At 36.1% G+C, this 25,101-nt stretch carries 21 protein-coding genes; 7 read left to right on the top strand and 14 right to left on the bottom strand.

Annotated elements, in window-relative coordinates:
• Positions 1-71: 71 nt before the first annotated feature.
• From DQM45_RS01110 to DQM45_RS01165, 12 genes are all read right to left on the bottom strand, one after another.
• A complete protein-coding gene (locus DQM45_RS01110; protein WP_003084374.1) occupies positions 72-833 on the bottom strand; it encodes an ABC transporter permease in 762 nt (253 codons plus the stop codon).
• Positions 830-1,732 carry an ABC transporter ATP-binding protein gene (locus tag DQM45_RS01115; protein ID WP_003083243.1) on the bottom strand — a complete coding sequence of 301 codons (903 nt, stop codon included), beginning with the start codon at positions 1,730-1,732 and terminating at the stop codon, positions 830-832. The genes DQM45_RS01110 and DQM45_RS01115 overlap by 4 nt, the downstream gene beginning before the upstream one ends.
• Positions 1,729-1,935, bottom strand: a complete 207-nt coding sequence (locus DQM45_RS01120; RefSeq protein WP_039984757.1) for a PLDc N-terminal domain-containing protein — start codon at positions 1,933-1,935, stop codon at positions 1,729-1,731. Before DQM45_RS01120 ends, DQM45_RS01115 begins: the two co-directional genes overlap by 4 nt.
• Positions 1,925-3,004: a helix-turn-helix domain-containing protein gene (locus DQM45_RS01125; protein ID WP_003084947.1), complete on the bottom strand. Its 1,080-nt coding sequence runs from the start codon at positions 3,002-3,004 to the stop codon at positions 1,925-1,927. The genes DQM45_RS01120 and DQM45_RS01125 overlap by 11 nt, the downstream gene beginning before the upstream one ends.
• A 167-nt stretch (positions 3,005-3,171) precedes the next feature.
• Positions 3,172-3,636: a GNAT family N-acetyltransferase gene (locus tag DQM45_RS01130; RefSeq protein ID WP_003085650.1), complete on the bottom strand. Its 465-nt coding sequence runs from the start codon at positions 3,634-3,636 to the stop codon at positions 3,172-3,174.
• Positions 3,636-4,211 carry an isochorismatase family protein gene (locus DQM45_RS01135; protein ID WP_003085660.1) on the bottom strand — a complete coding sequence of 192 codons (576 nt, stop codon included), beginning with the start codon at positions 4,209-4,211 and terminating at the stop codon, positions 3,636-3,638. The genes DQM45_RS01130 and DQM45_RS01135 overlap by 1 nt, the downstream gene beginning before the upstream one ends.
• Before the next feature lie 99 nt (positions 4,212-4,310).
• Entirely contained in the window at positions 4,311-5,609 is a 1,299-nt protein-coding gene (locus DQM45_RS01140; protein ID WP_003083518.1) for a hypothetical protein, read from the bottom strand.
• A 536-nt stretch (positions 5,610-6,145) separates the two neighbouring features.
• Positions 6,146-6,754, bottom strand: a complete 609-nt coding sequence (locus DQM45_RS01145; protein WP_003085853.1) for a hypothetical protein — start codon at positions 6,752-6,754, stop codon at positions 6,146-6,148.
• A gap of 87 nt (positions 6,755-6,841) precedes the next feature.
• Positions 6,842-8,224, bottom strand: a complete 1,383-nt coding sequence (locus DQM45_RS01150; protein WP_003084185.1) for a sensor histidine kinase — start codon at positions 8,222-8,224, stop codon at positions 6,842-6,844.
• Positions 8,221-8,910, bottom strand: coding sequence for a response regulator transcription factor (locus tag DQM45_RS01155; protein WP_003082816.1), 690 nt, complete (start codon positions 8,908-8,910; stop codon positions 8,221-8,223). Before DQM45_RS01155 ends, DQM45_RS01150 begins: the two co-directional genes overlap by 4 nt.
• Positions 8,911-9,143: 233 nt before the next feature.
• Complete coding sequence (locus DQM45_RS01160; protein ID WP_039984761.1) at positions 9,144-9,839, bottom strand: CPBP family glutamic-type intramembrane protease; 696 nt, start codon at positions 9,837-9,839, stop codon at positions 9,144-9,146.
• Positions 9,840-10,482: 643 nt separating this feature from the next.
• On the bottom strand, positions 10,483-12,063 hold the full coding sequence (locus DQM45_RS01165; RefSeq protein ID WP_003085269.1) for a transglutaminase domain-containing protein: 1,581 nt from the start codon (positions 12,061-12,063) through the stop codon (positions 10,483-10,485).
• A 427-nt stretch (positions 12,064-12,490) separates the two neighbouring features.
• Between DQM45_RS01165 and DQM45_RS01170 the strand changes: the two genes are divergently transcribed.
• Positions 12,491-13,327: a PrsW family glutamic-type intramembrane protease gene (locus DQM45_RS01170; RefSeq protein WP_003083681.1), complete on the top strand. Its 837-nt coding sequence runs from the start codon at positions 12,491-12,493 to the stop codon at positions 13,325-13,327.
• Between the two features lie 153 nt (positions 13,328-13,480).
• On the opposite strand, the gene DQM45_RS01175 is transcribed toward DQM45_RS01170, so the two are convergent.
• Positions 13,481-14,194: a CPBP family intramembrane glutamic endopeptidase gene (locus DQM45_RS01175; RefSeq protein WP_003083673.1), complete on the bottom strand. Its 714-nt coding sequence runs from the start codon at positions 14,192-14,194 to the stop codon at positions 13,481-13,483.
• A 189-nt stretch (positions 14,195-14,383) separates the two neighbouring features.
• Between DQM45_RS01175 and DQM45_RS01180 the strand changes: the two genes are divergently transcribed.
• Positions 14,384-15,340 (top strand): glutathione S-transferase family protein, encoded by a 957-nt coding sequence (locus DQM45_RS01180; RefSeq protein WP_003085710.1) that lies wholly within the window; start codon positions 14,384-14,386, stop codon positions 15,338-15,340.
• Positions 15,341-15,433: 93 nt separating this feature from the next.
• On the opposite strand, the gene DQM45_RS01185 is transcribed toward DQM45_RS01180, so the two are convergent.
• Complete coding sequence (locus DQM45_RS01185) at positions 15,434-16,915, bottom strand: FAD/NAD(P)-binding protein (protein ID WP_003084123.1); 1,482 nt, start codon at positions 16,913-16,915, stop codon at positions 15,434-15,436.
• A 309-nt stretch (positions 16,916-17,224) separates the two neighbouring features.
• Between DQM45_RS01185 and DQM45_RS01190 the strand changes: the two genes are divergently transcribed.
• From DQM45_RS01190 to DQM45_RS01210, 5 genes are read left to right on the top strand one after another with little or no spacing between them, the layout of a single operon-like run.
• Positions 17,225-17,497 (top strand): hypothetical protein, encoded by a 273-nt coding sequence (locus DQM45_RS01190; protein ID WP_039984764.1) that lies wholly within the window; start codon positions 17,225-17,227, stop codon positions 17,495-17,497.
• On the top strand, positions 17,478-18,050 hold the full coding sequence (gene lepB / locus DQM45_RS01195) for a signal peptidase I (protein WP_003083526.1): 573 nt from the start codon (positions 17,478-17,480) through the stop codon (positions 18,048-18,050). The genes DQM45_RS01190 and lepB overlap by 20 nt, the downstream gene beginning before the upstream one ends.
• Before the next feature lie 21 nt (positions 18,051-18,071).
• Complete coding sequence (locus DQM45_RS01200) at positions 18,072-22,385, top strand: InlB B-repeat-containing protein (RefSeq protein WP_003085164.1); 4,314 nt, start codon at positions 18,072-18,074, stop codon at positions 22,383-22,385.
• 39 nt (positions 22,386-22,424) lie between these two features.
• The gene (locus DQM45_RS01205; RefSeq protein WP_003085937.1) at positions 22,425-23,933 is read left to right on the top strand and encodes a SpaH/EbpB family LPXTG-anchored major pilin; all 1,509 of its coding nucleotides are present in this window, start codon (positions 22,425-22,427) and stop codon (positions 23,931-23,933) included.
• 40 nt (positions 23,934-23,973) lie between these two features.
• Positions 23,974-24,843, top strand: a complete 870-nt coding sequence (locus DQM45_RS01210) for a class C sortase (RefSeq protein WP_003083416.1) — start codon at positions 23,974-23,976, stop codon at positions 24,841-24,843.
• The last annotated feature ends 258 nt before the right edge of the window (positions 24,844-25,101 follow it).

The following is a 25,101-nucleotide window of genomic DNA, read 5'->3' on the forward strand; positions in this document are numbered from 1 at the left end:
AGATTAATACTCACTTTTTTGATGTTTCTTGTGAGTTTGTTACAGATTATTGTTTCGTGTTTAAACCGGTATTAAACATCACTATTTTCAAAAATGACTATGGCAAGAGTCAAGCTAATCAACATAATTGCAATAATTAACAGGGCGGGCTGGAACCAGTCTTGAATCTTGTAATGTCCACTTAGCATTTGGCTTTGTTTCTGAATCAGTAACATGGGATTCCAATTCTTCGTAGCTTTGAAAAAACCAGAGATAAAAAAGGTTACAATGGTCATAAGGCAAGCTATTAATAGGCCTGCAGTTTTACGGAAGAGAGCGGAATAAAGGAGGATAAGACTAATCAGCATCAGTCCAAATAACCAGGAAGCACCATAGGCCAAAAGCTTATCCTTCCCCTGATTATTAAAGTAATAGAGAGTGTAAGCGTACTGAGTAAGAGAACCTAAACTATAGGTTAAAGTCCAAAGCCCAGCTATCATAGTAAATTTTGCAAGGATTATAGCCTTTTTGCTGAGTCCTTTGGTTATTAAATTAATTAATGTGCCTCTGGTAAATTCTTGGGTTAGCGTTCCACTAAAGAGAAAGACTAAAAGAATGAGTCCGAGTTGATTGACCTGCTTAAAATATTGGGTATAGGAATCAAGGTAAGTGGGATCAGGAATAGCTTTCTGAAGGTTTTTGGGTAAAATTTCAGCCATGATATCTGGCATCAAAAGCGCAGTCAAAGGGCCTAACAGTCCAAAAATAACGGAGATTAAGAGGAGAGCGAGAGTTTTATGGCTGCGACTATTTTCCAGCCATTCCTTTTTTAGCATGAGTGCAAAGCCTGTCATTTGATCACCTCCAAATAGAGGTTTTCTAAGCTATCGTCTAGTAGTTCAATAAAAGAAGGTGTGATTGCCTGTTTTACTAAATAGCTGTAAAAGGTTCTTAGGGCTTGTTCTTTGTTCACACTTTTAGATAATGCTAAGCAAATCTTGTAGTCTTGGTCTCTCTTTTCAATGGGGAATCGCAGAGCTAAGACCTTAGCTTCTTCTTCTGAAAGTTTGACTAAGATACTCAGTTGATTCTTACTGGCAGGGGCGTTCACTCGTAACTCTTCCAAGTTATGGATACCTGCTTTTGTTAGAACTAATACTTGGTCACAGATTTTTTCCACATCTGATAAGATATGAGTCGAAAAAATGACTGTTTTTTGTCCTCGTAGGTGAGAGATGATATTGAGAATATCTTGGCGTCCTTTGGGGTCCAAAGCCGAAGTCGGTTCATCACAAATTAGAATTTTAGGATTGTGAATAAGGGCTTGAGCTAATCCTAGTCGTTGTTTCATGCCTCGTGAATAGGTACTGATGCGCTGTTCATTACCAGCTAAACCCACCTGTTTTAAAAGGTTGTCAATGGGTAGACTAGCCTGATTTTGTGCTAGTCCTGTACAAAGTTGTAAGTACTCCCTTGCGGTCATGTAATCATAAAATTCAGGAACATCAGGCAAATAACCAATTTCTTGGTTACTTTTTGTTTTACCAAAAGTTACTGGTTTTCCTAAGACTGAAATTTGGCCACTGTCACTTTTTAGAAGACCAAGAATCATCTTAATTGTTGTTGTTTTTCCAGCACCATTTGGTCCGACGAAGCCATAAATCATATTTTCGTCCAAATGGAGCCCTACTCTATCCAGGATAAGTTTGTCACCAAATGATTTGGAAAGATTTTGAAAGCTGATTGCAGTCATCTGTTTTTCCCTTCTAGACTAAGGAAAGCAATAGGTCCAAAGAGGTTAATAAATATGATAATCAGAACCCATGTAGGTTTAGACAGGTATCTTGTCCGATTTAGTTTTCGTAATTTTAGTAAAGCGATAAGGATTAATAAGATTTGTAAAAGGATAAGTGGGATAAAAAAGGGTAGAAATTGACTTGGAATATTAGTATTCATGAGAAGCCTCCTTTTCTAATGCTTCTAATTCTGCTAGTAGGACCTTAAATTGGCTATTTTGGCTTACTGCTTGTAAATTGGGGCTGTAGCATAAGGCAATCACTCGTTGAATAAGGGTTTGGGAACTTGTTGGTGGTTGAATGCCCGTGGGTAGTTCCTGTAGCCAAGGATCAATGGCATCAAAAAAGCTGTCGCCATGTAGTTCAAATTGAGTGATTAAATTTTTGGTTGCTTGTACTAGTTGGTTTAAGTATAAAATGGCTCGTTTAGCATCAATACTAGCGAAATGGCATGCTAGACCGAAATAGCAAGAAATAGCTGTGTTTGGATGGAGGTTGACCAAATCAAAGAGAGTTATCAATTGCTCAAGGCGAGAGTAGATGGATTCTTGCTTTTCTGTGCTTTCGTAGGCAGCGAGGCTTAAGAGATACTGGCATATCAAGAGAAGTTGCTGATACATTTCTACTTGTAAGACTTGCTTAGCTTGATCGGTTTGACCTTTGGCTGCGAAGCTATTGGCCAAAAACAATTCTTCACCAAGCTTATAGGGACGATTTTGGTAAATCCTGATAATTTCATCATACTTTTTTTGTTGGAAAAGGATGACCACTTTTAGCATCATGGCAGATTGGAGATCAGATTCAACGGTCGTTTTACTAATAATGCGGTTAAGCATTTCCAGCGACCATACCTTGGTGTCAAGTTTGTTGGGATTACTTAGTACCAGTTGCACTAGCATCAGAAGTGTTTTGAAATCATTAATGTAATGTTTAGAAAGTTCTTCGATCTCTTGAAAAAATTCTAGCTCCTCAGTCTGATTTATTTTCTCTTTTAACTGATTAAAGAGTTCAGTCCTTTCAAAATCTGTTAATGTTTTTTGAAAACCAACCAGGTCGTCTAGAGTCATATCAAAGAGTTTAGCTAGTAAAATTAAATAATCAATATCAGGTTTAGCTTGGTTGTTCTCCCATTTGGAGATGGTTGCCTTGGTTAAATGTAAATAATCACTTAATTTTTCCTGTGTCATGCCCAAGCGAGTGCGTTCTAAGAAAATAGTATCACCAATCATTGTCTTACTCCTTTCATTCTCATTATAAAGTTTCCTATAACAAAAATAAAGTTCCAATAAAGAAACTTTATAGAGGTACCATTTCCGTCTTGGAAACTGACTTTACGGACATAAAAAAAGCAAAGACTTAGGAATCATTGCTTTTTTATCTGTATTATCTTAATTTTTTAGAGATCTTTTTTCAATAAGCGCATCTTACGATTGAAGATGTCTGTGACAAACCTTTGGAAGATGAAGCCAGTTTTTTCATAAAGTCCAGTATGCTCTGTTACAACGTATAACTGCTCACACTTGTTTTTTCTTGCTACATGTAAAATATTGTTAATAAGCTGATAACTTATTCCCTGTCCACGGTATTTAGGAGTAACATAAATTGTTGACACGAAAGGCCCAAAAGGATAATCGGTTTTGTCTAAAATATCTGTTTCGAGATAGGCTCCAAAGCCTATTAATTGGTCGTCAAGAGTCGTTAGGACAATAATCTCATCATAGCTGGCAAGATTATTATCTTTTACTCTTTGAGCGAGGTGGGGGCCAGCTTTCCATTCAATAGATTGGATTAATTCTATTAAAAATTGGGGATAGTCTTCAGTTGGACTGATATGATAAGTGTTTATTTTAGAACTAGTCATTACTTACCTCCTATTAGAGATAAAAATTCTGTTGTCGTAAGGACCTGTCCCATAGTTGGGAAGAGGTTCTTTATTGGGAATTCATGCATATCTCTCGTTGCAGCTCCCATAGCATCCGTTATAAAAAATTGATTATAGGCGTATTGATAGGCATCACGTGCCGTTGAATCAACAGCGGCATGTGTGGAAATACCACATAAAACAAGGTTTTCAATTCCACGTCGTCTTAACTGCAGGTCTAGATCAGTTCCAAAGAAAGCACTAAAACCGCGTTTATTAACGATATAATCAGCATTGGTCACCTCGAAATCATCAGCAAAGTCTGAAAAATCCGGTGCTTGGTCATCTCCTGGGAGTTGCTTCATGGCATTGGGCTTGAGTTTATCTTTACCATCAAGAAACTGAACCCTGACAAAAGCAATAAAAGCTTTCTTTTGCCGAAAATAGTGGACTAATTGCTTGGCATTGTGGATGATTTCTGTAGTGGAAAAAGGAAGTGTTGGCATCTCTAAAATTCCTTTTTGAAGGTCAATGACCACTAATGCCGTCTTATTAAGATCAAAAGTTTTTTCCACGATTCCTACCTCCAAGTGTCATATACTACCAGAGATGAGTTTATTTTCTCCTGTAGCAAAGCCTTCATTAGGCTTCCTTTTGGAGAAGAGTGTGGTAGATTACTTTGCAAAAGCTTGACTCGCTTTGCTATTTTCAAAACTAAGTGAGTCCTTACCGTTAGCAATAACATCACCGTCTAGTGCAACGAGGTTAAGGAGACCTTCTTCTTCCATTGCTACTGTGATAACATCTTCACCATTTGTAATGATATTACCTTTGATAATTAATTCCTCAACTTGACCACCATCCTTAATAGATAGCGCGTAAGCAGGTAAGTCAACATTGACACCTTTCACTAAAGACTGACCGACACTTCCATGAGTAATAACGTCACCTTCTATTACAAGTTTACCAACTTTTTTAGAAATTTGGATACCAACTGCTCCATCACCAAAGGTATGGAGATTTGTGAAATGCCCTTCTTTTAAGGTACCATCGTATTGGTTATAAGCGCGTGCTCCTAAACCATAAGTAGAAATACCTTTTTCAGCTTTAAAATAGTTAACAGTGCCAAAGTTGACGAAACCAACTCCTGACGGTCCATATGAAATGACATCTTCGTTGACTGTCCATTCCTCGACGGTTCCCCAAGCATCAAGAACCATATCGTTAACACCATAAGTTACGACTTTACCATTTTGAATTAATTTTTCAACGGTAACTCCATACACAACAAAGATAGCTCCAGTTATAAAGTCAGAAACGCCTTGAGGAAGAAGACCAGTAGAATAGATAGCTCCTAGTTCTAAATGAGGAACTTTAACTTGTCCTCCTTGATCATTGAAGCCAGAAATAAAGACTCCGGAACCAACTGCAGGATGTCCTTCTGAACCAACAGAGAGGCCAGTAATATTAGCGGTGACTAAACTATCTTGATTGGGATTGAAGTTGTACAGAGTAAAGGCACCTTGAAGCACATTTACTCCATATTTCTGAGGCTGTTCTAAGTAAGTTCTTGTATCAGAACTATTGATGTGTACATTTTCAACCTTAACATCGGCTGTCATGGTTGGATTTCTAAAAATTAAAGAGATTTGTCCGTCAAGTTCAAGATTTTTTAAACTAACTTGACCAAAATCTTGTTCATACTGTTGAGGTGCCACTAAAATTGCTTTTTTATCTTGCATAGTGACGATAGACAGATCTTCAATAGCTGTTGTTCCATTTATAATAAAGCCATCAGAGTGTGAGAAGAACAGAGAAGGGAGTATTCCGTCTTCTTGGGGAAGCCCTTTTAAGGTAGTACCAGCTGGAAGGGAAATTGGAAACGAAAAAGTCATGCTACGGCTAATGTGAATAACTTTAGCCTTACTGTTGATGGCTTTCATAAATTCACTTGTATTTGATACTGTAATCATTTTGTCTACCTCATTTCTTTTTATGATTCACAAGTTTATTTTATTACTATATAGTAATAACTTCAAGTGGAATGTTTAAAAAATTTTTTAAGAAATATTTCTGTAGCTCCACTAACATACATTAGGCAGCCCCCTCTTTTAGAATATTATTAATAAATCTTTTGCTTAAGGGGATAGAGCATTTCATATGTTAGGTGAAGGAGTGTTTGTTGGCACTTAATCAAAAAACGTTCCTCTGGTAAGGTTACTTAGCTCTATTTGTGTATTATATGGTTATCTGAAGTCACTACTAGTATTTTGTAGTTACATTGTAAATGAAATCCAAAACTTCAACAAGTAAAAACATTAAAAAGTGAAAAAGTTAATGAGCTTATTTAATATATATCGAAAAGAACCATCATATGATGGTTCTTTTCTGCTAGCTCCACAAGGATAGTTTTTTGCATTTGTTTATGAAAATATAGCGACAGTCGGTTATGATATGTCTTAATGAAAAGGGGAGAGTTGAGATGCACTAGTCAGATAAAAAAGTGAGATTAATCAGCTTTCATTCCTTTTTGAGCATAGTAAGCCATTAAAATATCTTTTGTAATGCCATGCTTTTTGTAAATAGTATCAGCTTTTTTTGTCAATGATTCTAACTTGTTTTGTTGACTACTTGTTAGTTTATTGAAGTTATCATATTTTTTATCTAGATCATGTTGGTGTTTATAGTAATTTTTGAAATAGCTAGTTAACTTATTTTTCTCGGTTTTACTTAGCTTAGATTTAGCTACTAAACCGAGTGCTTCTTTTTCAGAATGCCATCTTTTATCTCCAAGTTGGTTATAAAATTTTTCTAAAACAACTTGGTGCTTTTCATTTAGCTGGCTAATCTTCTTAGTAAGGGATAGCTCATCTGAACTTAGTTTAGCAGTCCGAATATTATCAATTATTTTTTGAATTTTATCCATTTTAGCATAGATAGGTTCGGCTTCCTTATCTGCGTCAGCCAGTTTTTTCTCAACATTTGTCATATTGACTTTAAGAGACGTTGAGTGTGTTGTATCATCAGCATAACTTTTAGTCTGGTAGGTACCAGCAAAAGCTGTGAGAGAGAGTAGTGTGATAACGGATAAGGATTTGAATTGTTTTAGGTTAATCATATAAGTGACCTTCTTTCATTTTGTTAAGTACTTTATGTTATAAGTATAACTGAAGGTCATTAATAATTCTTCGAAATTTTGAGGAAATCATGTGGCAAAAGTGTGGTAATCGAAGTTAAGAATAAATCGGGTTTTATTTTCCTTGCTTATAACTAGAACCTCTCCTTGGTGTTGATTCATAATTTCCTTAACCATTGCTAGGCCAATACCTGTCTGGCCTTTGTCGCCTTTATAAAATCTTTCGAAGATATGTGGAAGATCTTGACTGGCAATAGCAGGTCCATCATTTTCAATAGTAACTTGATTAGTCTGTAAAGTGATACTAATGCTACTTTTAGCATAACGTAATGCATTGCTTACAATGTTAGTTATGGCCTTTTGAATTAGTTCCTCTGACCCCTCAACAGCACAATGCTGATTGATGTGATAAGTTAATTTTATACCTTTTTGCTGAGCAATTGGTTTAAAATAGGCAACACAGTTAGTAAGGATATCATCTAGTACAATAGTTTCTTTTTGAATATTAGCATTCCCATCAATACGAGATAGGAGCATAATATCATCTACCAATTGTTTCATTTTTTGACTTTCGTTCAAAATGATATCATAAGCTAGTGATTCTTGGATAATTCCTTCTCTCATTCCTTCTGTATAACCTTGAATAGACATTAAAGGGGTACGTAGTTCATGAGATACATTTTGGAAGAAGGTTAGTTGGCTAGCTTCTGCTTGTCGGATGCGTTTGGTCATTTCTTGACTTTCTTTAAGTAAGGGATCAAAGTCGGAAAAGACAATGTGCTTATTCTCGCTATTGACAGTCTCTTTGTCTCGCCACAAATTGGAAATATAGGTTTGAACAGACTGGATAGATTCTTTAATGCCGAAAAAGGTTTTTCCCATGATAAAAAGCATAATAAGAAATAAAAGAGTTAGGCTCAGGATTAAATAATAGTTAATTTGATTAATAAGGTTTTGTGTATAGGTAATATCCGCAAAGTTAATGACATGGTAGGTGCGATCTTGTTTGGTACCAGTTTTACTAATTAGGCCATCCTCAAAAATTCCTTGATAGTCGTCTGCCATTACATAATAGGTTTTTTTCTTAATGGGTATAAAGACGCCTCTTTGTCGATTGGAGATTATATGATGCTGTTTCATGTAGTGAAAGATCTGCAAGCTTTCTTTTTTCTTGGTTTCATTGGCATATTTTAAGTGATTGTTATCATCGTAAATCGCATAGTAAGCCCAAATAAAAACACTATCTTGATCTTTTGAGAGATTATCAGGAATGGGTTTATGAGTATTAATGCTATCCAGAATGGTAAAATTGCTTTTCATAGTATTTCTGGTCATGCTATGAACATAATCTTTTGCCACATAGTTGAGTGAAATGTAAATGACACAGAAACCTAAAAAAAGCATCACACTATTGATGATAAACATATGATTGATAAGATTTTTTCGCTTCATGATTCCTTTTCACCTAATTTGAAACCATATCCCCAAATGGTTTCAAGAGCGACCTTACTATGGTATTGATTTAATTTTTTGCGCAAACGCTTAACTGTATCATCAACAGCTCGGCTTTCAATGTCTTCGAAACCCCAGATACGGTTAAGTAGTTCTTCACGTGAAAAGGCAGTTTCAGGCTTTTCAATAAGGACCAAAAGTAAATCAAATTCTGTTTTTGTTAAAGGAATCTCATGTTCGAAAAGAGTTGCTAAGCGCTTTTCAGAGTCAAGAGTGAGTTCTCTATAGGTAAAGGCTGACTTTTTATCTGAGCCAAAATCATGTGAACGCTTTAAAAGTGACTTGACATGAAGACTTAACTTGATGGGTGAAAATGGTTTTGTAAAATAGTCATCTGTTCCCAAATTAAAGGCAGTAATAAAGTCTGCATCTGAGTCGCGTGCAGTTAACATAATAATAGGAAGATGTTGATCATAGCTTCTGATGAGCTTCATAACCTCAAGGCCATCTGTTCCAGGCATCATAATATCCAAAATGATAAGATCTGGTTTTTTAATGAGGAATTCTTGGTAGAGGAGATCTCCATTTTCAAAAGCCTTTACAAGAAAGCCATCATGTTCTAAGAATGGAGTCAGCAGATCACGAATATTTTTCTCGTCGTCTGCTAGGTAAATGAGTTGAGTCATTTTTTAGTTCACTTCCTTTTTATCTCGGTGTGTAGTTAATAGTTATTCACCACCTCAAATATAACAAAAATTTTCTTTTTTGGCTTTAGAAATGTTAGGCAAATCTGTGGCAATATATTACTAATATATTTTTTGATGATTTGCTTGGTGGATATAAAAACCTTTAGCAATTGTACGGCTAAAGGTTGGGGGAATTAGTAGATAGTGGTGAAATAGAAGAATAAGAAAAAATATTAGCTAAAGAGATAAGTTAGTATTGATAAACCAAAAATATCGGCAAGCGCGTGACTTATAAAGAAGGGGAGTAAATTTTGAGGTTTTACTTTACGATATATGATAAAAAAGAGAATTCCTAAAATTAGACTAATTCCAACTGCACCAGTAATCCCTTGGTAGGTATGGAAGCTAAATCGAATAAGTAAGGAATAGAGGAAGGCCCATTTAGTGGCCTCAGGTTTAACGGCTAAACAAAGGCCTAAGAAGAAGAACTCCTCATAAAAACCATTTAACATAGAATAGAGAATGAGTGATATATCAAACTGTGGCCAAGTAGCAAGGACAGAAGGTGATAGGATTTTGGGAATATTATAAGTAATGATATTAAAAATATCCATACTAAGCGCAATAAGAATAAATAATCCCAATGCTTGAAGAAGAACAAAAGGTTTAAAATAAATTCTTTTTTTGAAATAGTTGAAGTCAAAGTGTCGCCATTTTAGATAAAGAAAAGCTAACAGTAGCCAAATACTTTGCATAGCTAAGCCCTTATAATTATCAAAGCTTGAAAAAGTTAAATTTTGCTCGAGGCTAATAGTCTGATTTTGGAGAGCTAGATACTTCAGGGTAGACTTAATCATTCCTTCTCCAAATAAGATAATGGTGAGACAGAGAAGATCGAACCATCTCAGAAAACGTTGTTTTTCTTGCATAATGAATCCTTTCTTTTTACAAATAAATAATCTAAATCATTGTAGTACGACTATAATGATTTTTTACTTAGTTCTGTTAAAATATACTACTATACTCTTCAAAAGACAATCTAATAAGAAAACGTATTGTTTTTTAACTATAGCACTAAAAGAACAGTCTAAGTCAGATTCCCCTAAAACAAGTGGGTAAGTCCACTATGGGGTAGACCTTTTTACGTGTAGACAAAGTTCCATATGATTTAAAAGGAATCCTCACAGTAAGAAGAGGTGTATGGAATAAATGAGGCATATGATAAAATCGTATGAAACATATTAAGCATATCATAGAATTGTTAGGAATAAAAGACTACCATGTTAAGATTTTATTTGTTTTTAAATGCCAATACCAGACAAATACCTGTTAAGCTGAATTATTCAGTCTCTTTATAGAAAAAATTGTAAAGTATAACATTCAAACTAGTCTAAAAGTCTTATCTGGACTATCTGGTTTTCTAATAATCTTGCGCCAATACTAGGTTAGAAGAGCCATAAAAATAGTGAGCGCCATGTTTTGGATTTTTGAAACTTCAGAATCGTTAAATAGAAGCTCTTATCACCCTAAATAGAACAAAAAAGAGGAGACAGATAATGTCTCCTCTTTTACTTAGTTACCTGCATTCTTTGTTTCTGTTAGATATTTTTTATAATCTTCGCTATTTTCAAAATTCGTAGCAGAATCCTTATCTAACTGCCAGAAAAACGAGAGAACAGATTTCATAGAATTCTGAATCTGGTTATAGTCTTCTTGGGTAAGTTGAGAACTAGTTTGAAGTTTTGCAATGTCTGCTGTTGCAGTATTTAAGAGAGAGGTTAGGGATGCCTTTTGAGAAGATGATTCCATTACTTGTTTTAAATTTTGATAAATTTGTGTAAGAGAACCTTTACGATTGTTATCGACAATTACTGGTGCGACGTAGGCTACATAATTTGAAGGGACTAATGATTTATCTTTATTAATCAATAATAAGTCTGCTGTCGGTTGTTTTTGAGCCCATTCTTCAAAAACCTTATCAATTTTCATATAGTTTTTGTCGAAAGCTATTTGTTCATCGTTAACATCAACTATATTATAGCTATCTTCGCCAATAGAGTAAAAGTGATTTTCGCTATAAATAGTAGAGCGAGAAGCTTTATCATTAATAAAACCAGTACCGTCAATAGTGTGCCATTTACCGTTATAGTAAGCGCGAGCTGTAGCATGGTCTACACCTTGTGCATTTTTTCCAACAACAACGTAGGCTGGAATTCCTAACATATTAAAAGCACGAGCTGCTGTAGTACTAAAACCAACACACATAGCTTTCTTACGTTCAGTAATTGAAAACAAATCAGAGCCAAGATAGTAGTTGACATCTGATATATTACTTACAGCGTTGTTAGCTGCGATCCAATCATAGATAGTGTGGTTAGCAACATACATAACAAACGCTTTAACTTTGTCTCGGTCATTTGTTTGAACTTTAGCTGTTGATTCAGTTATCAAGTTATGGATTAAGTTATCATTGGCAGTAAAGCGTTCCTTGGTAATATTTATGTTTTCGTTTTTATTAAAACGAATATAGTCTTCATAATATTTATTATCAACCGTCAAGCCATGAGAGTAGATTGTAAAGCCATCAACCTTTGCTAAAGTATTTTCTGCGGTTCCAAGCCCTGCAGCGTTAAGTAATTGACGTTTATTGGAATCCAATCCGATTTCAAATAGCGCATGAATTCTCTGTCTTTGCGCATTAGGTTGATCACCGGCGAATTTCACCTCTCTCATCTGCTCATCATACTTTTCTTTACTAGGAACAATAACGTCTCCTTTGTTCATGATAAAGATATGAGGAACATCATATTTCTTATGGCTAGCATGGTCATTAACAAGAATAAAGTCATGCTCAGTTGCTAAATTATTTAGTTCATTTATGCGGATGCCTGACCTATAATAATTATTCATGCCCAGCTTGAAAACGTGAAACTGCTGGTTTTCTGAAATTTCTTCCTTTAATTTTTTTGAAAACTCCTGAAAATCCACTGCTTTTATTTGTCTAGCTTCTGGATGTAATTGTCCCGAGTTACTATTTTCTCTCGCAAGAACAGCTGGCTGTGCTACATTCAATGATAATAATGCAAGGGTTGAAGTTGATACAGCGAGGCCTAAATAAAGCAAGCGCTTACAATTATATTTAAATGGTTTCATATTTCCTCCTTATATTATATTAATTAGTTGTAGTCACTAGAAGACTATCTTAAGGGGCACTTATTTTGCAACTTAATTTGGATACTTGTCACTATCTTTCCACTTAGGGGTCTCTATTCTTTGACTATTTTCTGAAGGGGTGCTATTTTCCCTACTCTTTTTAGACCTTGAACCACTTTAAGTATCATGCTAATAGTTGTATTAGTGTTCTAAATCAAGTCACTATTATTTTATCATATATTATTAAGAAAAGATAATAATAGAATAAGGTATTTCAGCTGTTGGTTTAATCTTTTTTTAAACATGTAGACAAAAAAATGATTTTATTGTATTATTGGAGAGGTACAAAGAATGGTTTTTAGCCTTAACAGTGGTTTAGGTACTATTCTATTGTCCCATTTCATTAATAAAGTGAGAAAGGAAACATATGAAAACATTTTTACAAACACATAAGCATTCTTTGGGAATCTTAGTGGGTCTTATACTAAGCTTCTACGGTGCTCTATTACATTTTCAAAGTTTTGGGAAACCAGAAAATCACTTGGATAAGTACCCTCTGTTTTTTGGGACGATTTTGCTGATTGGGCTTTATGCCCTACCTTTAATTGCTTTTATTCGCTATTTAACAAAACGTTTTGAGGTTAACTCACAAGTTGTTGTCCTAAGCTGGTTAGCTGGGATTTTTGCGGCAATCTCTTTATCAATGAATTTTCATCTTTTAATTGGTTATATCATTCGTACTTTCCTTCATCCTAGTGAAGCGTTTATAGCTTTTTGGGGAGCATCAATATCTGCACCGTTGGCGGAAGAGTTTGGAAAAGGGTTAGTTGCGCTATTAGTACTCTTTATTTGTCGTAAGTTTGATGTTAAAACGGCATTAGTGAGCGGTATGATTGTTGGTCTAGGATTTCAAATGCTAGAGGACTGTATCTATACTTTCCAAGAGATTTTTGTATCAGGAAAATCCCCATTTCCTATGTTGATTGAGCGAATTGTGTGGGCTAGTTGTACACACTGGTTATTTACAGCATTATTTGTTGTGGGATTTGTCATTCTTCTAGGTAAATGTGATGGATTTAGTAAGAGTAAAGGTTTGTTTTGGATGTCGGCTGCGATGTTTGTTCACTTCTTGTTTAACATTCCAATGAATTCTGAGATTTATGATGTTGCAACGGCTACCTTGAGTGGAAGTCTTTATCTATTGCTATTGAAATCAATTATAGACACAGAAAATCTTTCGATGAATGCCTCAAGCGTAGAATAAAGATTATATCCTAATAAGGATAAAGCTAAATTCCAATATTATAAAAGGTCATTAAGTAGTAGCAGTTGCTACTACTTAATGACCTTTTTCTATTTTTACATTTTAAAGTTTATTCTAAACCAAATTTTAACCAATATCCTATTTCTTACTATACTAAGAGGCACTCCGTAATTTACTGAATTTTAGCAAAAGTATAATTGAGATAACTATCTCTAACACAGAAATTGAGAAAATAAGAATTAGAGCAAAAGGGAAGTCAGCGATGCTATTACTTAGTATCAGATAGTCCCATAGTGAATGGAATATAATAGGGAAGATAATATTTTTAGTATCTATGTAGATACACCCTAAGAACAAACCCATAATAAAGGTTGATAGCATCTGATTAAGAACATCTGAGAAGGTGACCCCTCCAAGAATATTGAGCAGATGCAATAGTGAAAAGAAGATGCTCGAAAGAATAATAGCCTTAACAGGGCTAAATTTCTTTTCCAAAGAGCCTAATAATAAACCTCTAAACATGCCTTCTTCAGCAATACCAATTAAGGTAACATCAACGAGAAGAATTAAAAAATGACTTGTTAGAGAAAAATTTTTTGCAAAAGAAAGGATACTTAAACCTAAAATGGGTAAAAAGGCGAGAATAAAGAAGATGTAACTCGGTTGATTGGTGGTTGAAAGGATGACATGTTTTTTATTCTTAATCCCAAAAAATAAGACCAAAAGAGCAAGTAAGGTCATAAAGGGTAAAAATGTCTTGCTAAAATGAGATGAGTCATAGGATGTGTTAAGAAACTCTTTGCAATAAAAAAGTCCAAACCCCATAAGACAGAAGTAAAAGGCTAAAATTGAGTAATATTTTTTCATTGAAAAACTCCTCTCTATAATCCACTTAGGTGGCGAATGTTATTTCTTCAATTATATCAACTTAGTCCAAACTATTCAAACAGTGATTGGATTTTAAGAATGAAATGAGCACGAGAGCTGTTTTTCATTGAGAGATAAGATGTAATATGATATACTACTAACTAGTAATACAAACCAAGGAGGTTCAATATGGGGTTACTAGTTGATGGTAATTGGCAAGATAAATGGTATGACACAAAATCAACAGGAGGCCATTTTGTTAGAAGTCAAACACAGTTTCGTAATTGGATTACTAACGACGGCAGCCTAGGACCGACAGGTGACAAAGGTTTTAAAGCAGAGTCAGGACGTTACCATTTATATGTTTCTCTAGCTTGCCCTTGGGCTAGTCGTACTTTAATGATGCGTAAGCTTAAAGGATTAGAAGACCATATCTCGTTATCAATTGTAAACCCTTATATGTTAGAGCATGGGTGGACATTTGATGATTATCCTGGCGTTATTTTTGATCCTGAGTTCGGTAGTACTTATCTATATGAGCTTTACCTAAAAGCTGATCCTCACTATAGTGGTCGTGTGACAGTACCGGTTCTGTGGGATAAAAAAACTAAGACTATTGTAAATAATGAATCCGAAGACATTATTCGAATCTTTAACCATGCTTTCGATGATATTACTGGTAATAGAGATGACTATTATCCAGAAGATTTACAAGATAAGATTAATGAAGTCAATGATTTTGTTTACCGCAATATTAATAATGGGGTTTATAAGGTTGGCTTTGCTACAAAACAAGAGGTTTATGACAAAGAGGTTCAGAAACTTTTCCAAGCCCTTGGAAAAGTTGAGCAAGACTTGGAAGGTCATGACTGGTTAGTTGGAAATCAAATGACAGAGGCCGATATTAGATTATTTACAACATTAGTGAGGTTTGATTCTGTCTACTATGGCCATTTTAAATGTAATCTAAATCGTCTGGTTGATTATCCAAATCTTTGGAATTATACAAAAAGAATTTACAACCTAGATGGCATCGAAAGTACAGTTAATATGGATCATATTAAAACACACTATTATGGTAGTCATAAAACAATCAATCCTAACGGAATCATTCCAAAGGGACCAATGATTGACTGGAGCTTATAGCAACAGAATCAACAGACTAAAAAGAACCATTCCAGATCAGGACGGGTTCTTTTTTTGTGAAAAAGCATCAAATTAAGACAGATAGTGAGTACATTAAAAAGAATTTTTTCGAGATTTTAATAGTGACTTTTTAATTTTAATAGCTCGTTCAGCCATTTTTTGAATTTTAATCGTTGAGTTATTTTGAAAAATAGTGCCATTAATTAAAGCCCCATGTGCAAACAAAGTCGGTAGTACGCCATATTTTGGGGAAAGTATCTGTGATGTTTCTGGTAGAATTGATAAACCTCCAAAAGTATCAATTTGACAGAGCTTGCTTTCAATTAGATTTTGAAGCAGGGGACTTGCATTTTGAAGATTGCCTTCCACTAAATGATAGCCGGTAGCGTTTATGGCAGTTTTTACACGAGTTTCCACTTTTTCTTCGCTTTTTAAAACCAAGTCTTCTTCAAGGCTAACAATGTCGCTAATGTTTTGGGCCACCGTCAGTCTCTTTTCTTTAACAGCTTCTAAAAGTACACGTGCAGACTCTTCTGGCATAGGATTACGTAAATTGATAATAGCCTTACCGTAAGTTTTTTGAAAAGCTTCGCGATCAGCAGTAGGCATTAGTGGCCACAGGTCTGTAAAGCAGTCTGTCACTCTAGACGCTAATTGTTGCAAGGCGTAGAGCTGTTCTGGGTAGCTTAGAGATAGTTGAATTCCCTCAATGCCAACTGCCAAGAATTGCTCTTCCACTTGTTCCCAGTCTGAAAATCCAAGATTTTGTAGTTCACCTAAAAAGAGTTTTTCAAATTGAGCCAAATCAAAGCTGGGCTTTACTTCTTTTAAGACTTTATCTAGAAACTGTTCTGTGAAAAATTGCCACTTAATAGATGGACCTTTGATAATTCTTACTGTTGGAAAGTAATTGGAGCGAGAAAAAGCTATTATTGAAGCTGAGCTCTTTAGGAGTAGCCATTTGATAACATCAACTGCAGCTAGTCCTGTTCCGATGACGCTAATTACTGGCCTTGCCATTTCTTCTAAGGATAAGTTCAAACTTTTAAGTGGATAGGGGTTGGCGATATAGTTGGGCTCACCTTGTAGTTTATAGGGATCTAAGACAGGTAGTTGGCCACAAGCTAGGTGGATCTCTGTGAAGAGGTGAGGAAATGTTTGGCCGTTGACCACTAGTTGCCATTCATGGCTATCAGGAAAGTAGGAAACATGATCCACTTTGTGGTAAACGCGGGTAATAGGAAGTTTTTTCATTAGAATCTCAGCTCTATCAGACATATACTGACCATAGAGTGAACGAGAGACGTAGGGATGATTGGTGTCTAATTTATTTTTTGTTAGCCATTTGACGAAGTCATCCATGTGGCGGTAATCAAAAGAAATATCATCTATGGAAGAGTTAATTAGGGCAGAAGTGTCATCTTTTTGGAAAGGGATGCCACACCCAAAGTGCTGAGTGTCATCAAAGCAAACAAGTTCCAAAGTGGCTAGTTCTTCTTGAGATAAGTGAGAGAAGGCTAACAAAACAGCTAAACCACTAACTCCCATTCCGATGATTGCAATTTTTTTCTTCAATACTTATTACTCCTTATAATTACCCTATATCATAGCACAAATTTGTTTTCTTAGGGCGTGAAAATATGTTCCTTTAGGACAATAATTTTGTCTAAAAGCTGTGCGGAGATCAACTAGAAATACCTCTGTGTTCTATTTTTTTGATTAATATGTGAAGTCGTGATTAAAATTCTCTACTTTTAATGAATGGATCAAAATAAAAATTAGACAATCTCATTTTTTTAAAATGCGATAGCTTTTAGTTGACAAAGAGAGTACTAGGTGCTATGGTTTTAGTATGGGATACTATGTGAAAAAAGGGGAAGAGAGATTAAAGAATTAAAAAAACTGAGCAGAAAAGAGTTGTTGGAACTCCTGTTAGAACAGCAACTTTTAATAGAAAAACAAGAAAAAGAGCTCAAAGAAATTAAAGATAAATTAAATAATCAAAAAATTAAAATAGAAACTTCAGGAACTCTTGCTGAAGCTTCCTTAAGATTGAGTGGTATTTTTGAGGCGGCTCAGGAGGCTGCTGATATTTATTTGGAAAATATCAAGCGACAGTCTGATGCAATGAGGACAGATGATGAAAAAAGAATTTGATTCAAATGCTATAGCTAAGGAATTAGACCGTGTAACTTATCAAAAGAGTTTTTTTACTGCTGTCAAAAACACTGTCTATGTTCTGCTGGCGGTTGCTTCAACTGCCATATTGATAGCTGTTTTATGGTTGCCAGCGCTACGGATATATGGACATTCAATGAACAAGACATTAGTTGCTGGAGATGTGGTCCTTACGGCTAAAGGTTCTGATTTTAAAACGGGAGATGTGATTGCCTTTTACTATAATAATAAAGTAATTGTTAAGCGGGTAATTGCTGAATCTGGGGATTGGGTTAATATTGACTCAAAAGGTGATGTTTATGTTAATCAAAGAAAACTAAAAGAACCGTATGTTATCCATAAGGCGAAGGGGAATACCAATATAAAATACCCTTACCAAGTTCCAGACAAAAAAATTTTTGTCTTAGGCGATAATCGTAAAACTTCTATTGATTCTCGAAATACCTCTTTAGGGGATGTTTCCGAAGAACAGATTGTTGGTAAGATTTTTCTTAGAATTTGGCCTTTAAATAGGGTTAGTTCCGTTAATTAGTATTAGAAGGGGAGAGAGATAATGCTAAAAAGATGGCGACTGTTGATAATGGGGTTGGTAACGCGCAACAAACAAAGAAAATACTCAAGGATAGTTAGTTGGTTGGGGCTACTTGCAACTATTATCTTGACTGTTTGTTTTTTGATTTTACCAGCTGTTACCGTTGAAGAAAATAAAGCTAGTGCCGTGGGGATTTCTGTTGAGAGTCAGTCAGAAAGTAGTCAAGAAATAAAAAAGACTGATCTTCCATTATCAACAAGTAGCAGTCCCACACTTGAGTCATCTAAAGACTCTGAAAAGACTACGACGACTGTGCCAGAAATCCAGTTTCGTGAGACTCCTTTAACCTTTAGAGGGGCAGGTTATACAATGACTCTAAGTATGACCAAAGAAGCAAAAATACCGATGAATGCCCAGTTACAAGTTGGAGAAGTTACTAGTAACGAAAGTATCTATCGTGAATATAAAGAAAAAGCACTTGATCAGGTTGCAAAAAAAGCTGATCAAGTCAAAAACTTTAAGCTTTATGATATTAAGATATTAGCTGAAGGGAAGGAAATTGAACCAGCCTCTTCAGTTAAGGTTGAGGTGTCTTATGATCAGCCTCTCACAGTTGTTGATGAAGACATGAAAATTGTCCATTTTAAAGAGAATGGTCAAACAGAAGTGTTAAAATCAAAAGATACCGAAGAAACTAAAAATACGAACAGTGACATTGCTTTTAAAACGACTTCCTTCTCAATTTATGCCATCGTTCAAGCTGATAACACAGTAGTTCCTCGTTTAACCTATCATTTTCAGAATGCTGATGGAACCGATTATACTTTTTTGACCAATTCAGGCTTGTCGACCTCCCGCCAAATCCTTAAAAACGGTGATTCTCTTGCAGAGGTTGGAATACCAACTATTAAACCGGGAGAACATTTTCAAGGGTGGTATCTCTATGATACAACTACGGGAAAATATGGCGATCCGATTACTTTTGGTGAGCCAGTCACAGTCACAGAGACTAAGGACGTCTATGTGCGACCTGTTATGAGCAATGTAGCGACCATAACTTTATTTGACGATGCGGCAGGAACCCATGTTTATGAACGTTACGAGGTTCCTTTAGATAATATTGGCAATGGTACAGCTGATTTAAGTGATTTCAAAGTAGATCCACCGACATCAACGCTTTTATTTGTAGGCTGGTCGAAAACGCCTAATGGTACGGCTTTGTCTAGTAGTGAGATGAAAGCATTGCCTGTTTCAGGTAATATGAACTTGTACCCGGTCTTTAAAGAATCTTACAAAATTGATTTTGAAACAGGTGATTTATCAACCGGCGTTACCTATGTAGCTCCAAAACGTTTAGTTACTGATCAGCTTGCTTCAACAGTTAAGCCTGCGGATCCGACTCGAAAAGGTTTTGCTTTTGCAGGCTGGTATACCGCAGAAACGGGTGGCAATCTCTTTGATTTCAATCAAGTTTTGACTAGTGATATTACACTCTATGCTCACTGGACACCAGCACAAACCACCTATACTATTAACTACTGGCAGCAGTCAGCTAGTGATAGCAAAACAGCTACAGATGCGCAAAAAACCTATGAATACGCTGGTCAAATGACAAAAGCTGGGCTCTCCAATAGTATTGCGACATTAACAGCTACTGATATTACTGCAAAGTTGCCAAAAGGCTTTAAAGTTAATAACACAAAGACTCAAACAACAGTCTTAATTAAAGATGATGGTTCGAGTGTGGTTAATGTTTATTATGACCGTCAGTTAGTTACTCTTTTATTTGCCACAAGTGGGTATAGTGAAAGTGATTATTTAAATGCAAACTTTCCTTGGGGAAATTCAGCTTATACTGAAAGCTATACTGGTCTCTACGGTACTACTCTAGCAGCAAATGGTTATCAGTGGAAGACGGGAGCATGGCGTCTAATTACTAATTCAGGGACAACGGGAATGAGTTATCTGGGAGAATTTGTGGTTCCTGACGGCGTACTTGGCAGTAATACTTATGTGATGAAGCTTTATCCAACAGGACAAAGAATTCAAACCTACTGGTTTTATAAACAGGGTCTAGATGGTAAATACACTCTATCTGATACTGGTGGTGGATCTGGTGCCGATGTCTTTACGTTTACTGAAAAGTATATTGGTTTTAACGTGAAGTACTATCAGCGCTTCTACCAAAATAACAATTTATTCGACCAGAAATCTCAACAGACGAGTGTAGGTACAACTGTACCAGTTTCTACACAATATTATGATGCTTATGGTTACTATCATAAAGATTATCTCAATTTATCAATCGGTTATGAACGGATGCACTTTAAACTCCAGTATTTGGATCCCTTAGATAACACGGAATTGCCAAACTTCCCGCAGACTGACGTCTTGTACGAGCAAAGTTTACAAGCCTATAAGCCTGATACGACTACTATTCAACCTAAGCCTTCTTTACCGGGCTATGTTTGGGATGGCAAGTGGTATAAGGACCAGGCTCAAACACAGGAATTTGACTTTAATACCACAATGCCAGCCCACGACACGAAGGTCTATGCTGGTTGGAAAAAAATCAAATACAAAGTAAACATTGATCCTAATGGTGGACAGCTAGCTTCAACAGATGAGACTTATATTGATCTCTACTATGGAGATAAAATCCCTGAGTATACGACTATTAGCAGGGATTACATCGCAGACCCTGCAGGAACCTTCTATTATAAATATGATTCCCGAGGTAAGGATCCTGCTAATACGAAAACAGCTTTATATACCACTAATACAAGTTTATCCAACGTAGACACAAGTACCAAGTATAAGTATGAAAAAGATGCCTATAAACTGATTGGTTGGTATTATGTTAATCCCGATGGCAGTATCCGTCCCTATAACTTCACAGGGGCTGTAACGCAAGATATTACCATAAAAGCCATGTGGAGAAGGGCCGGCGACTATCATGTTATTTATAGTAATAATGCTCTTGGTCTAGACGGGAACGCAATCAAAGATGCCTCAGGGCAGCAAATCACAACAAGTGATGAGCCTACGGATCCGGATACTTACGCAGATGGTTCTCACTCGGCTCTTCTCAGAAGACCTACAATACCAGATGGTTATCGTTTCCGAGGTTGGTGGTACAATGGAAAAGTTTATAACCCTTATGACTCTATCTTAATAGATGCTCATTTGGCTGACACTAATAAAAATATTACTATCTATCCAGTTGTCATACCAGTAGGGAATATCGCCTTAGCCGACACGTCAATCACCTATGATGGAAACGGTGGTAGCAAGGTATCAGCAGATGGTTCGACCGTTACGCAAGTCAAGTCGGCACCTTTGGATGTGAATAGTACGACCACGATACCAGAAAATCAATTCTTTATAAGAGTAGGTTATAATCTTATCGGTTGGAACCATGATAAGGATTTGGCGAACGCTGGACATGTTGAATTCCAAGCAGGACAAGAGATTGGGATTGATAATAACCCAGATAGCACAAATACCCTATATGCTGTTTGGCAACCTAAAACTTATACGGTAAAAATCAGCAAGAAGGTTGTGGGTATCGAAGAAGATAAAACAAGGGACTTTATTTTCGAGCTTAGTGACACGCTTCAACAAGATAACTTAGCCTTAAAAGATGGGGCTACAAAAGAGTTTGTTAATGTGCCTTATGGAACAGTTATCACTGTCAAAGAACAATCTAATAACGATTTCAAGGCTAGTGAACAAGTAACTGAAAGAAATTTGGTTAGCGGGGAAGCTGATAAAACTTACAACGTTGATGGGGATGTTAATTTAACTGTCCAAGGGGATGTAGACATTGCCTATACTAATACTCGAGTTAAACAAAAAGTACGACTTGATAAAGTAAATGTTGAAAATATGGACGAACATTTGGCAGGTGCTAGCTTTAATGTGTATGGCACAGATGCGGCAGGAAATAAAAATTCTACCCCGATCTATACCAATGTAACTACAAACCAAGAAGGTTTCTTAATTGTAGCTAACGAAAATTATCTTGATTTACCTTTAGGGAAGTACTACTTTACAGAAACAGCTGCTCCTCCAGGGTATAATCTGCCAAAAAATGATTTGGCAACCTTAGTTATTTCAACCGGTGTTACTCTTGAACAAAATGGGAATAATGCCACACCAACAAAAGAAACACTATCTGATGGTTCAATCATCTATAGCTTTAAGGTTACTAATAGTAAAGGAACGGAACTACCAACTACAGGTGGTATGGGGGCCCATGTCTTTATACTTATTGGGTTGAGCTTGGCGGTACCAGCTGGAATAGTCTTATACCGCCGAAAAAATAGTCATTAAAAAGATTTCCAGTAATGGATTTAGGAGAGAGGGTTTTAAATGAAGAACAAATTAATAAGGCTATTTCTGACACTTAGTCTTGTGTTAGGAGTAGCTACAGGGGCTAATATTCCCACTGCTTTTGCAGCAGGACCGGGTACGATTACTGTAACAGATACCCAAAATGGTGCAACTTATCAAGCCTATAAAGTTTTTGATGCAGAGGTAGCTGATACCAGTGCGCCAGATGCTAATAAAGATGGTGTCGCTTATCTGATTCCAGCTGGAAAAGAAAGTGATTATCAGAATTCTACAAATTTCACCAATTTATTTACGACTTCAAGTAATGGAGGCAGGACTTATGTAACAAAGAAAGATACTGCCTCTGCAGCTGATATTGCCGCTTGGGCAAAACAAATGTCTTCAACCTTAACATCACCTGTGTCAGTTACTGAAACAGGAACTGATGGGACAGAAGTGATAAATGTTCCGGATTATGGTTACTACTATGTTTCGAGTAGTGTTAATAATGGTGCCGTAATTATGGTAACTTCTGTTAGTCCAAATGCAACTATCCATGAGAAAAATACGGGTGCTAATTGGGGTGACGGTGGTGGCAAAACTGTCGACAAAAAATCTTACGCAATTGGGGATACGATTACCTATACAGTTAACTATAATAATGCTGTCAACTATGATAATTCTGCAAAAGTTTATCAATATGTACTCCATGATGATATGCCCAATAGTAATGTTGTAGCATTAAATCCTAGTTCTATTAAGGTAACGGTTACAGATGCCTCTGGTCAAGAGACCGTTTTGACTCAAAATAGTAATAAAGCCAAAGGAACATACCTCCTTACTGAATCAAATAATGATTTCAATGTTGTTATTCCTTGGAGTGCTAGTCAGACTCAAAGTACAGATAGTGCCAATGGAGCAGTTGATGACTTTTACTACAAAGGAATTAATAAGATAACGGTCACTTATACTGGTGTACTAAAAAGTGAAGCTAAACCAGGTTCTGGGGACATTGCTGATAATACCAATACGGTTACAATCAACCCAAATACCCTAAATACTGATACGGGGAAAAAAGCTACTGTTCACAATGGTCAAATCACGATAAAAAAAGTTGACGGTTCAGATAAGGCAAAAACCTTAGATGGTGCGACATTTGTCTTGAAAAATGACCAAAATCAATACCTTAACTTTAGTGATCCACAAGCAGTTAAATGGACGTCAGATCAAAAAGAAGCCACAGAGTACACAACTACAAATGGTGGACTTGTGACCATTAAAGGACTTGCCGAAGGAACTTATAAGTTAGTTGAAACAAAAGCTCCCGCTGGTTATAATTTAATGACACAAGAAACAACGGTTGTGCTTAAGGAAGGTCTAGACAATGGTCAAGATACTTTGTTAGTAACACCAACGATTGAAAATAATAAAGGAGCAGAACTTCCATCAACTGGTAGTATCGGTACAATTATCCTATATACAATAGGTGCTCTTTTAGCACTTGGTGCAGGGGTTGTTCTTGTTGCTCGTCGTCGTTTACAGTCTTAGTAGCAGAAATCACTAGCAAACTGGGACAGATAAGAGGTTTATGAATAAAAAGAAACAAGATATTGTAACCATTTTGCTTGTCACAATAATTGCGATTGGGGTAGGTTTGATAGCCTACCCTTCGGTTGCAAATTATTGGAATTCATTTCATCAGTCAAATGCGATTATGGATTACCAGGAGCGTGTGACAAAGATGGATACTCAAGCTTATGAAAGAATTTTACAAAGAGCCAGACAATATAATACCCAGTTTGAAAAAAGTGGCATGAAGTGGCGATTAACTGAAGAAGAGCGCCAAGATTATAATTCACAACTCGCCATTGATAAGACGACAAATATGGGTTACATTAGCATTCCAAAGATTAACGTCAAGTTGCCCCTTTATCATGGGACGTCTGACAAAGTGTTACAGACTTCAATTGGACACTTGGAAGGCAGTAGCTTGCCAATAGGTGGCAGGTCGACCCACTCCATCTTATCTGGCCATCGTGGTCTCCCCTCTTCAAAGTTATTTTCTGACTTGGACAAATTAAGGGTTGGTGATCGTTGGACAGTTAGTATACTTAACGAGACTTTTAGCTACGAAGTTGACCAAATCAGGACAGTTGAGCCAGATGATTTGAGAGATTTGCAGATTGTTAAAGGAAAGGACTACCAAACTCTCGTTACGTGTACTCCTTATGGGGTGAACACACACCGCTTATTGGTTCGAGGCCACAGAGTAAGCAATGCTAACGGAAATGCTTTAATAGTTGCTGAAGCTATTCAAATTGATCCTATTTATATTGCCCCATTCTTTGGATTCTTATTAATTATTTTACTTCTCCTTCTCTTTTTAGAAATCACACGACGAAGTCAAAAACGCAAAGCTATTTTGAAAAATGCTTTGAAGAAAGAGTCGAAACATTAAGTTAAAAATAGATTGAAACTTGTTATTTTAGAAAAAAATATCAGAAAAATTCCTAAAGAGTGCTTACTGTTTTGTGACTCTGTTTTCGGAAAAATAGTTTAAATCAAATGGAGCGGCCTTAGAGTCGCTTTTTTCTTATGAGATGAGGTCTCCTTGATTTAAAAAAATCCATATTTTTCAGACTATCTCAGAAAGTTCAGAAATTTGTGGTATACTAAATTTGAAAAAATCCATTTTTAAAATGGTTAGAGGAGGTCA

Source organism: Streptococcus porcinus (assembly GCF_900475415.1).
Lineage (GTDB): Bacteria > Bacillota > Bacilli > Lactobacillales > Streptococcaceae > Streptococcus > Streptococcus porcinus.

What these genes read in the sequence shown, in the direction of transcription:
- DQM45_RS01125 (WP_003084947.1), bottom strand. Translation starts at nt 3,004, where the DNA reads ATGATTGGTGATACTATTTTCTTAGAACGCACTCGCTTGGGCATGACA.
- DQM45_RS01165 (WP_003085269.1), bottom strand. Translation starts at nt 12,063, where the DNA reads ATGAAACCATTTAAATATAATTGTAAGCGCTTGCTTTATTTAGGCCTC.
- DQM45_RS01180 (WP_003085710.1), top strand. Translation starts at nt 14,384, where the DNA reads ATGGGGTTACTAGTTGATGGTAATTGGCAAGATAAATGGTATGACACA.
- DQM45_RS01110 (WP_003084374.1), bottom strand. Translation starts at nt 833, where the DNA reads ATGACAGGCTTTGCACTCATGCTAAAAAAGGAATGGCTGGAAAATAGT.
- DQM45_RS01130 (WP_003085650.1), bottom strand. Translation starts at nt 3,636, where the DNA reads ATGACTAGTTCTAAAATAAACACTTATCATATCAGTCCAACTGAAGAC.
- DQM45_RS01115 (WP_003083243.1), bottom strand. Translation starts at nt 1,732, where the DNA reads ATGACTGCAATCAGCTTTCAAAATCTTTCCAAATCATTTGGTGACAAA.
- DQM45_RS01175 (WP_003083673.1), bottom strand. Translation starts at nt 14,194, where the DNA reads ATGAAAAAATATTACTCAATTTTAGCCTTTTACTTCTGTCTTATGGGG.
- DQM45_RS01205 (WP_003085937.1), top strand. Translation starts at nt 22,425, where the DNA reads ATGAAGAACAAATTAATAAGGCTATTTCTGACACTTAGTCTTGTGTTA.
- DQM45_RS01150 (WP_003084185.1), bottom strand. Translation starts at nt 8,224, where the DNA reads ATGAAGCGAAAAAATCTTATCAATCATATGTTTATCATCAATAGTGTG.
- DQM45_RS01210 (WP_003083416.1), top strand. Translation starts at nt 23,974, where the DNA reads ATGAATAAAAAGAAACAAGATATTGTAACCATTTTGCTTGTCACAATA.
- DQM45_RS01155 (WP_003082816.1), bottom strand. Translation starts at nt 8,910, where the DNA reads ATGACTCAACTCATTTACCTAGCAGACGACGAGAAAAATATTCGTGAT.
- DQM45_RS01140 (WP_003083518.1), bottom strand. Translation starts at nt 5,609, where the DNA reads ATGATTACAGTATCAAATACAAGTGAATTTATGAAAGCCATCAACAGT.
- DQM45_RS01120 (WP_039984757.1), bottom strand. Translation starts at nt 1,935, where the DNA reads ATGAATACTAATATTCCAAGTCAATTTCTACCCTTTTTTATCCCACTT.
- DQM45_RS01145 (WP_003085853.1), bottom strand. Translation starts at nt 6,754, where the DNA reads ATGATTAACCTAAAACAATTCAAATCCTTATCCGTTATCACACTACTC.
- DQM45_RS01170 (WP_003083681.1), top strand. Translation starts at nt 12,491, where the DNA reads ATGAAAACATTTTTACAAACACATAAGCATTCTTTGGGAATCTTAGTG.
- DQM45_RS01200 (WP_003085164.1), top strand. Translation starts at nt 18,072, where the DNA reads ATGCTAAAAAGATGGCGACTGTTGATAATGGGGTTGGTAACGCGCAAC.
- lepB (WP_003083526.1), top strand. Translation starts at nt 17,478, where the DNA reads ATGATGAAAAAAGAATTTGATTCAAATGCTATAGCTAAGGAATTAGAC.
- DQM45_RS01160 (WP_039984761.1), bottom strand. Translation starts at nt 9,839, where the DNA reads ATGCAAGAAAAACAACGTTTTCTGAGATGGTTCGATCTTCTCTGTCTC.